The organism is Methylobacterium sp. SyP6R (genome assembly GCF_019216885.1).
Taxonomy (GTDB): domain Bacteria; phylum Pseudomonadota; class Alphaproteobacteria; order Rhizobiales; family Beijerinckiaceae; genus Methylobacterium.
In genome coordinates this window covers 175,013-190,228 of record NZ_JAAQRC020000001.1, presented here as the reverse complement: position 1 = coordinate 190,228, position 15,216 = coordinate 175,013, and the positions used below count along the sequence as shown (strand labels likewise).

At 71.9% G+C, this 15,216-nt stretch carries 13 protein-coding genes; 8 read left to right on the top strand and 5 right to left on the bottom strand.

Annotated elements, in window-relative coordinates:
* Positions 1–244: 244 nt before the first annotated feature.
* The 6 genes from HBB12_RS00890 (at position 245) to HBB12_RS00865 (ending at position 7,782) form a co-directional block, all read left to right on the top strand.
* Entirely contained in the window at positions 245–1,768 is a 1,524-nt protein-coding gene (locus tag HBB12_RS00890) for an acetyl-CoA acetyltransferase (RefSeq protein WP_236987612.1), read from the top strand.
* Positions 1,768–2,541 (top strand): enoyl-CoA hydratase-related protein, encoded by a 774-nt coding sequence (locus tag HBB12_RS00885; protein WP_236987611.1) that lies wholly within the window; start codon positions 1,768–1,770, stop codon positions 2,539–2,541. Before HBB12_RS00890 ends, HBB12_RS00885 begins: the two co-directional genes overlap by 1 nt.
* Before the next feature lie 518 nt (positions 2,542–3,059).
* Positions 3,060–3,974 carry an SDR family oxidoreductase gene (locus tag HBB12_RS00880; RefSeq protein WP_236987610.1) on the top strand — a complete coding sequence of 305 codons (915 nt, stop codon included), beginning with the start codon at positions 3,060–3,062 and terminating at the stop codon, positions 3,972–3,974.
* Positions 3,975–3,976: 2 nt separating this feature from the next.
* Entirely contained in the window at positions 3,977–5,143 is a 1,167-nt protein-coding gene (locus HBB12_RS00875; RefSeq protein WP_236987609.1) for a thiolase family protein, read from the top strand.
* 5 nt (positions 5,144–5,148) lie between these two features.
* The gene (locus tag HBB12_RS00870; RefSeq protein WP_236987608.1) at positions 5,149–5,598 is read left to right on the top strand and encodes a Zn-ribbon domain-containing OB-fold protein; all 450 of its coding nucleotides are present in this window, start codon (positions 5,149–5,151) and stop codon (positions 5,596–5,598) included.
* Positions 5,599–5,778: 180 nt separating this feature from the next.
* The gene (locus HBB12_RS00865; protein ID WP_236987607.1) at positions 5,779–7,782 is read left to right on the top strand and encodes a methyl-accepting chemotaxis protein; all 2,004 of its coding nucleotides are present in this window, start codon (positions 5,779–5,781) and stop codon (positions 7,780–7,782) included.
* A gap of 138 nt (positions 7,783–7,920) precedes the next feature.
* On the opposite strand, the gene HBB12_RS34235 is transcribed toward HBB12_RS00865, so the two are convergent.
* The 3 genes from HBB12_RS34235 to HBB12_RS00845 form a co-directional block, all read right to left on the bottom strand.
* Positions 7,921–9,258 (bottom strand): globin-coupled sensor protein, encoded by a 1,338-nt coding sequence (locus HBB12_RS34235; protein WP_272913238.1) that lies wholly within the window; start codon positions 9,256–9,258, stop codon positions 7,921–7,923.
* An 80-nt stretch (positions 9,259–9,338) separates the two neighbouring features.
* Entirely contained in the window at positions 9,339–10,274 is a 936-nt protein-coding gene (locus HBB12_RS00850; RefSeq protein WP_236987606.1) for a LysR family transcriptional regulator, read from the bottom strand.
* 390 nt (positions 10,275–10,664) lie between these two features.
* A complete protein-coding gene (locus HBB12_RS00845) occupies positions 10,665–11,846 on the bottom strand; it encodes a cupin domain-containing protein (protein WP_236987605.1) in 1,182 nt (393 codons plus the stop codon).
* Positions 11,847–12,016: 170 nt separating this feature from the next.
* Between HBB12_RS00845 and HBB12_RS00840 the strand changes: the two genes are divergently transcribed.
* Entirely contained in the window at positions 12,017–12,439 is a 423-nt protein-coding gene (locus HBB12_RS00840; RefSeq protein WP_236987604.1) for an EamA family transporter, read from the top strand.
* A 66-nt stretch (positions 12,440–12,505) separates the two neighbouring features.
* On the opposite strand, the gene HBB12_RS00835 is transcribed toward HBB12_RS00840, so the two are convergent.
* Both HBB12_RS00835 and HBB12_RS00830 read right to left on the bottom strand, forming a co-directional pair.
* Positions 12,506–13,099 (bottom strand): COG3904 family protein, encoded by a 594-nt coding sequence (locus tag HBB12_RS00835; RefSeq protein WP_236987603.1) that lies wholly within the window; start codon positions 13,097–13,099, stop codon positions 12,506–12,508.
* A 159-nt stretch (positions 13,100–13,258) separates the two neighbouring features.
* A complete protein-coding gene (locus tag HBB12_RS00830; RefSeq protein WP_236987602.1) occupies positions 13,259–14,413 on the bottom strand; it encodes a hypothetical protein in 1,155 nt (384 codons plus the stop codon).
* Between the two features lie 100 nt (positions 14,414–14,513).
* Between HBB12_RS00830 and HBB12_RS00825 the strand changes: the two genes are divergently transcribed.
* Complete coding sequence (locus HBB12_RS00825) at positions 14,514–15,107, top strand: NnrU family protein (protein ID WP_236987601.1); 594 nt, start codon at positions 14,514–14,516, stop codon at positions 15,105–15,107.
* Positions 15,108–15,216 lie beyond the last annotated feature (109 nt).

Below are 15,216 nucleotides of genomic sequence, written 5' to 3'. Positions count from 1 at the left end.
CGCCTTTGAAGGTAACGCGCCTCCCCTCCCCCTTGTGGGGAGGGGTTAGGGGTGGGGGTGGTGCCGGAGAAGCCGCGCGCTCTACGCGGCACCACCCCCACCCCTTAACCCCTCCCCACAAGGGGGAGGGGAAAGCGCCTGATTTTACAAAGGGTTGGATATCAGGGGCGTTGTGTGGATCTGCAAGCCCGCAGAGGGGGGAGGGTTCGGGCCGGCGCATCTCCCGATGCATGAGGCCGGCGAGATGACCGACCCCGCCCGCATCCCCGTCATCGTCGGCATCGGCGAGGTCACGGATCGGCCCGACACCCCCGGCCGTGGACCGATCGGCCCCGAGCCCGCCGCCCTGATGGCCGAGGCCCTGGCCCGCGCCGACGCGGATGCCGGCGGCGGCTGGCTCTCGCGGATCGGCTCCCTCGACGTCGTCAACGCGGTGTCGTGGCCCTATGCCGACCTGCCGGCCCGTGTCGCGGCCCTGATCGGCCATCGCCCGGCCCGGCTCGCCTACGGCCCGGTCGGCGGCGAGACGCCGGTCCGCTTCCTGCACGAGGCGGCGCGGCGGATCGCGCGCGGCGAGGCCGCGGTGGCGGCCCTGTGCAGCGGCGAGGCGGAGCACAGCGCTGCGGCGGCGCGCCGCGCCGGCCTGACGCCCGACCGCGACGCGACCCCGCCCTGGACCGCGCCTGATCCGGCCTGGACCAACCCGCGGGCGCGCGACTACCTCCACCCCCAGGCCCTGCGCCACGGCCTGTCGCAGCCGGTCGCCGTCTATCCCCTCTACGAGACCGCGCTCCAGGCCGCCTGGGGCCAGACCCCGCGCCAGGGCCGCGACGAATCGGCGGCACTCGGGGCGGCCTTCTCCCGGGTCGCGGCCGACAATCCGCATGGATGGCTGCGTCGGTCCTTCACCCCCGACGAGATCGCCACGCCGACGCCCGCCAACCGGCCGATCGCCTGGCCCTACACCAAGCTGATGGTGGCCAACCCCGTGGTGAACCAGGCCGCCGCCGTGATCGTGACGAGCTTGGGCCTTGCCCGCGCCGCCGGCCTCCCCGAGCATCGCCTGGTCCCGATCGGCCCCGGCGCCGCCGCGAACGAGCCACGGGACTGGCTGTCGCGCGACCGCTTCGACCACGCCCCGGCGCAGGATGCGGTGCTGGCGGCGGCGCTCCGCCGGGCCGGGGTCGCAGCCTCGGATCTGGCGGCGATCGAACTCTACAGCTGCTTTCCCTGCGTGCCCAAGATGGCGCGCCGCCGCCTCCTCCTGCCCGACGAGGCCGTGCCGACGGTGGCGGGCGGGCTGACCTTCTTCGGCGCGCCGCTCAACGGCTACATGGCGCATGCCGCCTGCGCGATGGTGCGGCTTCTGCGCGAGGCGCCCGGCCGTGCCGGTCTGCTCTACGGCCAGGGCGAGTTCGTCACCAAGCACCACGCCCTGGTGCTGGGCGGCGGGTTCGACGGGCTCGACGACGCGCCGGTCTCGGTCCAGGACGCGGCGGAGAGCCGCCGCGGGCCGGTGCCGCCGGTGGTGGAGGACGCCGCGGGCCGCGCCGTCGTCGAGACCCATACGGTGCTGTTCGACCGCGAGGGCGCGCCGGAGCGCGGCGTCGTGGTCCTGCGCCAGGGCGAGACCCGCCTGCTCGCCCGGGTGCCGGCCGCCGACCGCGCCACCCTGGCGGCGCTGACCGATCTCGACCGCTCTCCCGTCGGCCTCGACGGCACCTTGCGGACGGCCCGCGACGGGCTCCTCGAGTGGGAGGCCGCCTGATGCCGGATCCCCTCCGCCTCGACCGCATCGGCGATCACGTCGCTCTCCTGACGTTGAACCGCCCGCAGGCGCGCAACGCCGTCGACCCGGCGCTCGCCCGCGCCCTCGGCGACGCCGTGGCGGCGACGGAGGCCGACGACGCGATCCGCGCCGTGGTCCTGGCCGGCGAGGGCCCGGTCTTCTGCGCCGGGGCCGACCTGAAGGCGGTCGCGGCTGGCCGCGCCGACGATCTCTGGACCGAAGGGGGCGGGTTCGCCGGCTTCGTCCACGCCGTGCGGGCCAAGCCCTGGATCGCCGCCGTGGAGGGCCCGGCTTTGGCCGGTGGTTGCGAGATCGCGCTCGCCTGCGATCTGATCGTGGCGGGGGAGGGGGCCAGCTTCGGCCTACCGGAGGTGACCCGCGGCCTCGTCGCCGCGGCGGGCGGGCTCTACCGGCTGCCGCGGGCGCTGCCCCGGGCGGTCGCGCTCGAGATGATCCTGACCGGCGCGCCCCTCGACGCCGCCCGCGCCCACGCGCTCGGCCTCGTCGGCCGGCTGGCGCCGCGGGGATCGGCCCGGGACGCGGCCGTGGCGCTCGCGACGGTGATCGCCGGCAACGCCCCGCTCGCCGTGCGCGAGAGCCTGGCGGTGGCGCGCCTGGCCACGGCGGCCGACGAGGCGGCCTTGCGGGCGGCGAGCGCCGCGGCCCGGGCCCGGGTCCAGGCCTCGGAGGATTTTCGCGAAGGGCCCCGCGCCTTCATCGAGAAGCGCCCGCCGCGCTGGACGGGACGGTGATGGGGAGCCTGTTCGATTGATCGCCATAGATCTCAAATCCACGGCGTCATTCCGGGGCCGCGCAGCGGAGCCCGGAATCCAGAGCCGCAGGTATGAAAGGATCAAGCGGAACGCGATCCGCCTTGTTCTGAACGATCGGCGGTTCTGGATTCCGGGCTCCGCTTTCGCGGCCCCGGAATGACGCGGAGGGTATCGAGAGTGTCGGGCAAATCGAACGAGCGCTCAGGATGAGGTCGTGTTTGTGAAAAACTGTCAGAGCCTGTTTGACTTGAAGGGTAAGTTCTTCCCATTCTCGACCTCATCCTGAGGTGTCAGTCCATCAACGATGGACTGACCTCGAAGGAGGCCTCCAGAAGCCTGCGCGATCCCTGGAGCCCTCCTTCGAGGTCAGCCGATCTTCGATCGGCTAACACCTCAGGATGAGGTTGTGGGCTGGAAGAAAAAGTCCTCTGCAGCATTCACATCATAGTCAAACAAGCTCTCAGACCAGCCAAACAGACCATCGAAGGAGGAACCCCATGGGCCTACTGGACGGAAAGGTCGCCCTCGTCACCGGAGCGGGGGGCGGCATCGGGCGGGAGATCGCGCTCGCCATGGCGCTCGCCGGCGCCCGGGTGGTGGTCAACGACGTCGGCGCCTCGTTGAGCGGCCTCGGCGAGACCTCGGCGACGCCGGGCGAGCAGACCCGCGCCATCATCGAGCAGCGCGGCGGCCAGGCGGTGGTCGATACCGGCAGCGTCGCCGAATGGGCGGCGGCGCAACGCATGGTGGCGACCGCGCTGGATGCCTTCGGCCGCCTCGACATCGTGGTCAACAATGCCGGCATCCTGCGCGACCAGATCTTCCACAAGATGACGCCGGAGGAATGGCTCTCCGTCATCAACGTCCACCTCAACGGCAGCTTCTTCGTCTCCCGCGCCGCCGCCGAGACCTTCCGCAAGCAGGGGGCGGGCGCCTATGTCCACATGACCTCGACCTCGGGCCTGATCGGCAACATCGGCCAGGCGAATTATTCCGCCGCCAAGCTCGGCGTCGCCGCCCTGTCGAAGTCGATCGCCCTCGACATGGGCCGGTTCGGCGTGCGCTCGAACTGCATCGCCCCCTTCGCCTGGAGCCGGATGACGAGCTCGATCCCGGCCGAGACCCCGGAGCAGAAGGCCCGCGTCGCCAAGCTCCAGGCGATGGGGCCGGAGAAGAACGCGCCGCTCGCGGTCTTCCTCGCCTCGGACCAGGCCAGCACCATCACCGGCCAGATCTTCGCCGCCCGCCACAACGAGCTGTTCGTCTTCAACCACCCCCGCCCGGTGCGCGGCGTGCACCGCTCCGAGGGCTGGACGCCGGAGACCATCGCCGAGCACGGGATGCCGGCGCTGTCGGGCCACCTCGCCCCCCTCGACCGCAGCCCCGACGTGTTCTCCTGGGACCCGGTGTGACCATGACGATCAACGGACGCGCCCACATCGTCGGGGCCTACGAGCACCCGACCCGCAAGGCCCCGGACAAGTCGGTGGCCCAGCTCCACGCCGAATCCGCCGCCGGCGCGCTCGCCGATGCCGGGCTGACCAAGGACGACGTCGACGGCTATTTCTGCGCCGGCGACGCGCCGGGCCTCGGGCCGCTGGCAATGGCCGACTACATGAACCTGTCCTTGCGCCACCTCGACAGCACCGATATCGGCGGCGCCTCCTACATCGCCCATGTGGCGCATGCGGCTGAGGCCATCGCGATGGGGAAGTGCAATGTCGCGCTGATCACGCTGGCCGGCCGGCCGCGCAGCGCCGGCCATTCCGGCACCGCGGCCCGCCCCGTCATCGCCGACGCCCCGGACAGCCCGTGGGAGACGCCGTTCGGCCCGACCACGGTCAACCTCTACGCGCTCTGTGCGCGCCGCCATATGCACGAGTTCGGCACGACGTCCGAGCAGCTCGCCTGGATCAAGGTCGCGGCCTCGCACCATGCGCAGCACAATCCGCACGCGATGCTGCGCGACGTGGTGAGCGTCGCGGATGTCGTGGCCTCGCCGATGGTCGCCGATCCGCTGCACCGGCTCGATTGCTGCGTCGTCAGCGACGGCGGCGGGGCGCTGGTGGTGGCGCGGCCCGAGATCGCCCGCAGCCTGAAGCACCCGCTGGTGCGCGTGATGGGGGCGGGCGAGGCCCACAAGGGCCAGCTCGGCGGCGAGGTCGACCTGACCTGGTCGGCGGCGCGGATCTCGGGTCCGGCCGCCTTCGCGGAGGCCGGGGTGAGCCCGGCCGACATCGATTACGCCTCGATCTACGACAGCTTCACCATCACGGTGCTGATGCAGCTCGAGGATCTCGGCTTCTGCGAGAAGGGGCAGGGCGGCCGCTTCGTCGCCGACGGCAACCTGATCTCCGGCACCGGACGATTGCCGTTCAACACCGATGGCGGCGGCCTGTGCAACAACCACCCGGCCAACCGGGGCGGCATCACCAAGGTGATCGAGGCGGTGCGCCAGCTGCGCGGCGAGGCCCATCCGGCGGTGCAGGTGAGGAACTGCGAGCTGGCCGTCGCGACCGGGATCGGCGGCCTGCTCGGCAGCCGCCACGGCGCCGCGACCCTGATCCTCGGGAGGGAGTGAGACAGATGACCGAAACGTCCTCGACCCGCATCCCGCTGCGCGACGGCGACTGGCCCGACCCGCCGGCAAGCCCCGATTCCGCGCCCTTCGTGGCGGCGGCCCGCGAGGGCCGGTTCCTGCTGCGCCGCTGCGCCGCCTGCGGCAAGGCGCATTGGTATCCGCGCGCGCTCTGCCCGTTCTGCTTCGGTGAGACCGCCTGGGAGGAGGCCTCGGGCGAGGGCACGATCTACAGCTACACCGTGCTCGCCCGCGAGGACCCGCCCCGCACGGTCGCCTACGTCACCCTGGCGGAAGGCCCGACGATGCTGACGAGCCTGGTCGATTGCGATCCGCAAGCCCTGGCGATCAGCCTGCCGGTGCAGCTGGTCTTCGCGTCGTCGCGCGACGGGACGCCGGTGCCGTGCTTCCGGCCGGCCGGGGCGGGCGATCCGCCGGAGCCGGCCCCGGCGGCGTGACGCGCGCGGGTCTTCGACGTCCGGTGACGGGCCCGGCACCGGACCCTCCATGCGCGCGGCCCGACATGAACGCAGCCTGGGTGCACGCTGCGGCATCTTTCTACCACAGGGTCAGTTTGTAACTGATCATTAATGGCGCCGATCCATAGTGAGTAAACAACGTCTTACTGGATTCTCGGCATGTTGCGCAGGTTGACCGTCCGCACCCGCCTCTACGTCGGCTTCGGGTCGTTGGTGATGATCGCTGCCGGCCTGGGCGGCTTCTCGATCTACCAGCAGGCCGGTCTCGTCGAGCAATACGAGAAGCGGGCGCTGCTCGACGATCTGTCCCGCTCCGCGCTGTCCGTGATCGTGTCGACGAAGTCGATGTCGGGCCAGGCGGAGCAGTACCGGATCCTGCCGCGGCCCGAGCTGATCGCCGGGATCGAGGAGGAGCGCCGGTCGATCGAGGAATCGGGCGACATGATGGCCAAGCGGTCGATCGCCGAGGACCGCCGCAAGCTCTACGCGGAGATCCGCGACCAGGCCCGCGATCTGAAGCCCGACCTTCAGCGCCTGGCGGCGGCGGGACGCGGCATGGCGGAGGCCAAGGACAAGCTGTTCAAGGGCGGCGACGAGCTGACCCGCGCGACCAACGCCCTCGTGGCCGAGATGCGGGCCCGCGCCAGCGACGCGCAGGTGCTCCAGGCCGCCGCGACCGAGAGCGCCATGCTGCTGGTCCGGGTCGCCAACTGGCGCTTCCTGGCGACGCAGGACCCGAACGGCCCGGCGACCTTCGCGACCAATGCCGGCAAGGCGGACGCCGCCCTCAAGCTCCTGCGCGGGCTCGATTCCGCCGGCTCCTTCGCCCAGCCGATGCGCGCGACCGAGCAGGCGCTCGCCGCCTACGTCGCCGCCTTCCAGGCCTACGGCACGGCGTCGGGCGAGAGCCGGCAGATCTACGATACCGGCATCAGGCCGCACCTCACCGCCATCGACGAGGCCACCAAGACCGTTCGGGCTAAGGTGGAGACCGTGGTCCGCGAGATCGCCGCCGCAACGGAAGCGATGACGGCGCGGACGAAGGTGATCCAGTTCGCCCTGATCGCCTTCGCCCTCTCCCTCGGCGCCGGCCTCGCCGTCCTGATCGCCCGCAGCATCGTCGGGCCGATCGGCGGGATGACCGCGGCGATGAAGCGGCTGGCGCAAGGAGAGACCGACCTCGCCGTGCCCTCCCGCGACTCCCGCGACGAGATGGGCGAGATGGCGCAAGCCGTCGAGGTCTTCCGCCAGAACGCCCTCGCCCGGATCGAACTGGAGGCGCAGCAGCGCGACGAGCAATCCGCCCGCCAGCGCCGCGCCGACCGGGTCGACCAGCTGGTGCGGGGCTTCCAGCACCGGGTCGCGGGCTCGCTCGAGATCGTCACCTCGGCCGCGACCGAGCTCGACGCCACGGCCCGCACCATGACGAGCGTCGCCGACACCACCAGCGCCCAGGCGCAGGCCTCGAGCGGCACCGCCGAGCAGACCTCCGCCAGCGTCCAGATGGTCGCGGCGGCGGCCGAGGAGATGGTGTCCTCGCTCCAGGAGATCGAGCGGCAGGTGCTGCGCTCGAACGAGGTCGCCGGCAACGCCACCCGCGAGGCCGCGGCGACCGACGCCGCCATGACGAGCCTCAGCGCCGCCGCCACGCAGATCGGCGCCGCCGTCGCGACGATCACCGCCATCGCCGACCAGACCAACCTGCTCGCGCTCAACGCCACGATCGAGGCGGCGCGGGCCGGCGCGGCGGGCCGCGGCTTCGCGGTGGTCGCGGCGGAGGTGAAGGAGCTCGCCGCCCAGACCTCCCGGGCGACCGTGGAGATCGGCGGTCAGATCACGGCGATCCAGGCCGCCACCGGCCAGGCGGCCGGCGCCATCGGGCAGATCGGCCAGACCATCGCGACCATCAACGAGATCAGCGGCATGATCGCCGCGACGGTGACGGAGCAGACCGCCGCGACGACCGAGATCTCGCGCAACGCCTCGCAGGCCGCCCGGGGCACACAGGACGTCACCGCCGCGATGGCCGGCGTCCTCGGCTCGGCCGGTGAGACCGGCAGCGCCGCCTCCCAGGTGCTGATGGCGGCGGCCGAGCTCGCCACCCAGTCGCTCACCGTCAAGCAGGAGGTCGACGGCTTCCTGCGCGACATCCAGGCGGCCTGACGCACACCATCCCGGCGGGATCGTCTCGGGTTCCGCCGGTCCTTCGACGAACAAAGGCCCCGCCGCGGATCGCGCGGCGGGGCCTTTGGTTTTCTCCCCTCGGTCCCCGGGACGACCGACCGGTGCCGGGGCTCCTCCTCACGCCGCCCGGATTTCGCCCAGGAACGCCCCGATTGCCGCGCTCATCGCCTCCGCCTGCCGGCCGAGGTCGCGGGTGGTGTCGGTGACCTGGGCGGCGGCCTCGGCGGTGCCGCCGGCATCCTCGCGCACGCGGTCGATCAGGCGGGCGACCTCGTCGGTGCCGACGCTGACGTCGCGGGTGCTGCGGGCGATCTCGGCGGTGGCGGCGCTCTGCTCCTCGACCGCGGCGCTGATCATCGCGCTGCTTTCGCTGACCTGGCCGATCGTCCGGCGGATGCGGGCGATGGCCTCGACCGAGCCGTCCGCCGCCGCCCGCACGGTGTCGATCTGCCCGGTGATCGTCCCGGTGGCGCGGGCGGTCTGCTGGGCCAGGGCCTTCACCTCCGCGGCGACCACCGCGAAGCCGCGGCCGGCCGCACCGGCGCGGGACGCCTCGATGGTGGCGTTGAGCGCCAGCAGGTTGGTCTGGTCGGCGATGCCGGTGATCAGCGTCACCACCTCGCCGATCTGCGCCACCGCCCCGGCGAGCGACGCGACCTGCGCCGCCACCGCGTCGGATTGCGCCACCGCATCCGCCGCCACATTGTGGGAGCGGCCGACCTCGCCGGCGATCTCCGCGATCGCCGCGCGCAGCTGCTCGGCGGAGCGCGCCACCTGCTCGGTCCCGGCCGAGGCCTGGGTCACCGCCGCCGCGACGGAGGTCGCCGCCTGCGACGAGCGCGAGGCGTTGCGCGACAGCGCCCCGACGGTACCGTCGAGGGCCCGGGCCCGGTCGGCGACCGCGCCGATCGCCGCGAGCACGCGCTCCTCGAAGGCCTGGGCCAGGGCGGCGGTGGTGCGGCGCCGGGTCGCCTGCTCGGCTTGCGCATAGGTCTCGAGCAGCACTTCGAGGTCGAGCCAGGCCGCCCGGGTGAGCGCACCCTGGAGCGCCGCCTCGGCCTTGCCTCCGAGCAGGCGCCGCGGCCCGGCGAGGCCGAGCGCCTCGGCGAGCCCCGCCGTCACCGTGGCGTGGCAGATCGCGACCGCGTAGGCCGGCACCCGCCGGGCGTAGAAGACCGAGGCCAGGCGCTCGGCCGAGGCGGTGAAGTCCGGGCCGAAATCGCCGCTCACCACCCGCACCCAATGGGCGACCCGGGCCGCGTGCACCTCCGGATCGCGCAAGGTCTCCTGGATCTCCGGCCAGTCCGCGAAGCGGGCGTTCCAGTCGGCCAGCAGCCCCGGCAGGCGCTCCCGCGCGAAGCCTTCGAGGCCGCGCAGGCGGACGAGATCGTCGTCCGTCAGGCCGAAGGTGGCGAAGCGCCGGGCTTGCGCGGCGGAGACGACGGTCTGATCCATGGCTCGGTTGCACCTATTCAGGTCTACAACTGATGCGAGCGACCGCGATAATTTTCGGTTACCGGCGATCCATTCGACGACTAGGGACCGGGAACCGGGCCGTCCCCGAGGCTGCGGGCGCAATCGGCGATCTGCCGGCGCAGCCAAGCATGGTCGGGATGGCGCTCGACCCGCCGGGCCCAGACCAGGGCCGAGCGGGTGACCGGCAGGTCCGGATCCACCGGCAGCGGCTCGCAGGCGACCGGATGTACCGTCGCCAGGGTACGGGCGATCCGCTCCGCCATCACCGCCACCAGGTCGGAGCGGGCGAGGATCGGCGCCGCCGACAGGAACGGGGCCGCCATCGCGACCCGGCGCGGCGGCAGGCCCCGTCTCGCCAGGATGCCGTCGAGGAAGCCGACATCGTCGCCGGTGGAGGAGACGACGAGGTGCGACAGGTCGGCGAGGCGCTCGTAGGTGAGGGGCGCGGCGAGGCCTGGATGCCCGCGCCGGGCGACGACCGCGAACCCGTCCCGGATCAGCGTGGCGGTGCCGAAGCGCTCGCCCTCGACCCGCCCGGTCCCGACGATCGCAAGATCCACATCGCCGCGATCCAAGAGGTCGTCGACCCGCACGGTGCCGCTCGGGCTCATGTGCAGGCTCAAACGAGGGGCCCGGCTTCCGATCCATTCGGCGATCGGCGCGGCCAGCACCACGGCGGCGGTATTGTTGAGCACCAGGCGAAACCGCGCGGTCGAGGTGGCCGGGTCGAACCGGTCCTGGTGCAGGGCGCCCTCGATCTCGGCCAGCGCCCGGCGCACCGGCTCGGCCAGGTCGAGGGCCCGGGGCGTCGGGCTCATGCCCTCGGGCCCGCGCACGAACAATTCGTCGCCGAGCGCCCGGCGCAGCCGCTGCAGCGCGTGGCTCACCGCCGACTGGCTCAGGCCCAGCCGCTCGCCCGCGCGCGTCACGTGGCGCTCGCGCATGATCGCGTCGAACACGATGAGGAGCTTGAAGTCGAACGCGTCCCAGTTCACGGGCGCGGGTTGTAGCGGAGCGGCGCGGCGGGGGATAGGCGGTGGGGGGAGGCTGTGCATCGCGAACCCTCCCCCCCTCTGCGGCGGGCTGTCCGGGGAAACGAGGGTCGCGGGTTTCCCCTCTCCCCGCGGGCGGGGAGAAGGCTGTGCTTCCGTTCAGGAAGCGCAGCGAGCCCACAGGGCGAGGGTGAGGGGTGATGCCGGAGGAGGCACATCCTGAAACACCCCCTCACCCTCGCTTCGGCTTTCGCCTCCGCTTGCCGCGTCCCCTGGACGGGGACACGGCCCTCTCCCCGCCCGCGGGGAGAGGAGAGTAACCCGCGCCATGTCTTTCCCCGGACGGCCTTGCGCAGAGGGGGAGATTTCGCGCGCGTCGCGATGGGCTCCGCCTTACCCCTGCTTCATCTTCGTCAGCGTCTCGCCCGGCACCCCCGAAAAGTTGTTCGACAGGAGGTAGCGCGGGCTCGACTTGATCCAGGTGTCGAGGTCGATCTCCTCGAACTTGCCGTTGTCCCAGGTCTGGACGATCTCCAGGTCCTCGTCGCCGGTGTTCTTGATCGCGTGGCCGAAGCCCATCGGGATGTAGGCGACGTCGCCGGGCTTGAACTCGGCCACCTTGCCGCGCCCGCCCGAGCCGAACAGGGCCACCTGGCCCTTGCCCTTCAGGTAATAGTGCCACTCGTTGGCGTTGACGTTCCAGTGCAGCTTGCGCATCTGCCCCGGCCGGATCGTCATCACGCCGCCCGACATCGTCTTCTGGATCGGCCACTCGTCGACCGTGGCGAGGCGGAAGGTGCCGCCCTCGAACTCGCGGACCGCCCGCGGGTCCTTGAGCAGGCGGAACTTGTGGGTCGATTCCTTCGGCCAGGGCGCGTCGAGGGCGTCCGACACCGGGACCACCGGGCCGGCCTGGATATAGGCCTCGCCCTTCGGGAAGGCGTCGAAGGCGTTCGCCGGCAGACCGAAATCGAGGGCCAGCATGTCCTTCGGGGTCACGTCGATCCAGTCGGTGATCGAGAAGGTGCCGTGCTCCGAGAAGGCGCCGTTGTCGAAGGACAGGATGAAGTGGCAGGGCTTGTCGCCGATGGTCTGGATCGAGTGGCCGTGGCCCTTCGGGAAGTACCAGAGGTCGCCGGGCTCGTAGTTGTTGATCTCGCTGGCGCCGCTCGGATCGAGCACCACGGTCTGGCAGCGGCCGTCGATGACGTAGGCCCATTCGGCCGCGATGGCGTGCCAGTGCAATTCGCGCGAGGCGCCGGGCTCGAGGAACATGTGCACGCCCGCGATCCCCTTGCTGATGGGGAACTGGTGGACGGTCGCTTCCTTGGCCCAGCCGCCGGAGGTCACCTTCGGGCGGTTGCCGTCGAGCGAGAAGCGGAACTCGGGCATCGCCCCGACATCCTGCGGATCGTGGTAGGCGACCTTGGCGCCCGGCGGCAGCGACACCGACTGCCGGCCGTAGCCGCCGTCGCCCGGGTTGCCGTGGTCGTGCTCGAGGGCCTTCGCGCCCGTCGCCACCATGCCGGCGCCGAGCGCCGCGCTCCCCAGAAACAGCCGCCGCGTCTGGTCCATGATGCGTTCCCCCATGCGTGCCGGCCTCGGGCCGTCGGGCTCCGTCGGGCCTTGGCGCGGCAAGCTGGAGCAGGGCGGTGCGCCAGTGAAACGCATTGTCGGCATCCGCGCATGCCGGCCATTCATGATGCCGCCCGAGATGGGCAAAAGCGGGAAAGAGGGGTCGCGGGATGTCCTGGCAGATCTGGGCGCTGGTCTCGGCCGTGTTCACCGCCATCACGGCCGTGCTGGCCCGGGCCGGCAGCGCCGGGGCGGAATCGGACGCCGCCGCCTTCCTGCGCTCGGTGGTGATCCTGCTGGCGCTCGGGACACTCTGCCTCGCCACCGGCCAGTGGCAGGCCCTGCGGGCGCTCACCGGGCGCAACCTCGGCCTGCTCGGCCTGTCGGGGCTCGCCACCGCCGGCTCCTGGGCCTGCTACTTCCGCGCCCTCAAGGTCGGCGGGGCGGCGCAGGTCGCGACCCTCAACAAGCTGTCGATCGTGCTGGTGGCCGTGTTGGGCGCGACGCTGCTCGGCGAGCGGCTGTCGGGGGTGAACTGGCTCGGGGTCGGGCTGGTGGTGGTTGGCGCCTACCTGCTCACCTGGCGGGGGTGAGCCGTCGCGCCCGTCATCGGCCCGAGGCTCGCCACGCTCTCCTGACGATCCCGTCGAAGAAGCCGATCACGGCGCCTGCAGGCTCGTGGCGATCCCGAGGGTCAGGGCGGTGCTGCCCGACGGGCGGTAGAGGCTGTCGAACGCGGCCTTGTCGACCAGCGTCGCGGCGCCGGGCTGGCCCATCTCGCCGTAGAACCGGCGCATGTTGTCGGTGCCGCGCTGGTTGAGCGTGTTCGCCTCGATCCGGTTGCCCGGACGGTGCGCCGTGTGGAAGCCGAGGCCGGAGCGGCCCGACATCCCCTCGTACACGTCCTCGCCGTGGATGTAGTGGCGCCGCACGCCCCCGGCGAAGATCAGCGTGCAGGCGCTGTCGCACCGCGCCGCCTGCGCATCCACCGCCGTGACGAGGCCGGCGCGGCGGATCGCCCGGCCGATGGCGATGCCCTCCAGCACCTTGCCGCCGCCGCTGTTGAGGTAGACGACCCGCAGCGGACGGGCGTGCGGCCCGGCGAGGAAGCGGGCGAAGGCCTCGCCGTCGCCGGGCACGATCGCACCGGCGAGGGTGGCCTGATCGCCGCTCTCCGAGAGGCTCATCGCCCGGGACGGGCCGACGCCCGCGATCGAGACGGCCGCCACGCATGCCAGGATCCGCCACCGCATCGCCGTTCCTCCGAGCGCTTCCCCGCCGGCATCATGACGCAGCGTGAGGCGGAGGGCCAGTGGTCTCGTAGTCTGTTCGACTTGCCCATATATTGTCAGAGCTTGTCGACGTTTTGACTGTGTCTTTATTTATCTGTCTCGTCTCTTGTCCGTATCCGCTCAAGGCCAGACCTTGATCGAGACCGGCCGCCGCACGAGGTCGCGCTCCGAGGTGACCTCGCAGCCCTTGGTCTTGAGCGTGACGTAGAACAGCGTCGCCGTGTCACCCACCGTGTCGAAGTTGCGGCCGGGGGCGGCGGGATCGATCAGCGAGGGGTAGCTGACGAGCTCGCCGCCGGACGTGCACGGATCGTCGTAGAGGGTGGATCCGGCGATCAGCAGGCGCGGCGCGTCCCAGGCGAGGAGATCGCGCGACGTGCTCCAGTAGATCCCGGAGCGGGGGAAGACGCCGCCGGCGGCGGCCTGGAACACGGCGATCCAGGCGCCGGTGCCGCGGTGGCGGCTCACCGAGCCGACCGGGGCCGGGAACGGTGCCACCGGGACGCAGGGACCGGTCGCCGTCGCGCCCTTCAGGTAGGGGTTGGGGAAGCGGGCGGTGAACGCCTTGCCGTCGAAGGCACGCCAGCGGGCGGGATCGGTCACGTCGTCGCTGCGGAACAGGCAGACGCCGAAGGGCTGGCCGGTCCAGCCGGTGGTGGACGCATAGAAGTAGCGGAGGCGGCCGTCGGAAAAGATGTTCGACGGGTTGAAGAAGCCGCGGTGGCGGCCCTGCTCGACCTCCTGGCGGAAGGGGGCCGCCGCCACCACCGTCGGCGGCGTGGTGCGGCTGAAGCTGTGCCCGCCATCGCTCGAGCGGGCGGCGAGCACCGCGTTGTACCAGCAGGCCAAGGTCCCCGTGGTGCGGCAGCGTTTGTGCTCGTCGGCGTGGTATTCCTCGTGCAGCAGCGCCTCGACCCGCCTGCCGTCCTCGGTCCAGGTGGCGGTGATCCAGCTGCGGTCGTCGAAGGCCTCGGGCTCGGGCTTGAAGGCGGAATCGAGCACCACCGTGCAATCGAGCTTCAAGGAGTCGAAGTCGCGGCCGCGCAAGGCGCGATTGCGATAATGCATCCCGAACAGCACGATCCCGCCCTCGGCCTCGCGGAACGCCCGGGCGGGGGCGTCCGGCACGTCGTGCCCGTCGCAGGCATCGCGCTTGGGCGTGAAGACGAGGCGGGGCGGACCGACCAGGGTCAGGGCCGAGAGGGGAGGCTCGGCGGCGGCCGGCCCCAGCGTGGCCGCGACGCAGAGACACGCGAGGAGGAGGCGGAGGAGCATGCGGCGACCCTGGACTTCGCTTTCGAGCCTGCCCAAGAGTGCTTGAGGCTTGCTTTCGGTCTTCGCCGAGTCCGGCCGTTCTCGTGAGGGTTTTCCCCCGATGCTCCTCCTGATCGCCGGCCTCGTGCTGTTCCTCGGCACCCACGCCTTCACGATGGCGCGCAGCCCCCGCGCCGCCCTGATCGCCCGGGTGGGGGAGGGCCCCTACAAGATCGGCTACTCGGTCCTGGCGCTCGCCGGCCTCGTGCTGCTGGGCTACGGCTACGGCCAGTACCGGGCGCACGGCATGATCGAGGTGTGGTCGCCCCCGGTCTGGACCCGGCACCTCGCCCTGCTGCTGGTGCTCTTCGCCTTCATCAGCTTCGTCGCCGCCTACCTGCCGGGGCGGATCAAGACGAAGGCGAAGCACCCGATGCTGCTCGGCGTGAAGATCTGGGCCACCGCGCATCTTCTCGCCAACGGCGATCTCGGCTCGATGATCCTGTTCGGGACGATCCTGGCCTGGGCGGTGATGGCGCGGATCAGCGCCAAGCGTCGCGACGAGGTGAAGCCGCATGGCGGTCCCGTCGTCGCGCAGGCGGGCTGGCGCAACGACGCGCTCGCGGTGGTGATCGGCATTGCCGCCTGGTTCGTCTTTGCGCGGGTGCTGCACCCCTGGCTCATCGGCGTCGCGGTGTGGCCGGGCCAGGCCTGAGCAATTCCCGACCGGGCCTGACTTCCCGCCGGGACTGTGCTACGCGACCGGCCCTGTCGCACGGTCGCGGCGAAGAGCCCACCGGTTCCTCAGGTGGCGGCGAGCCATA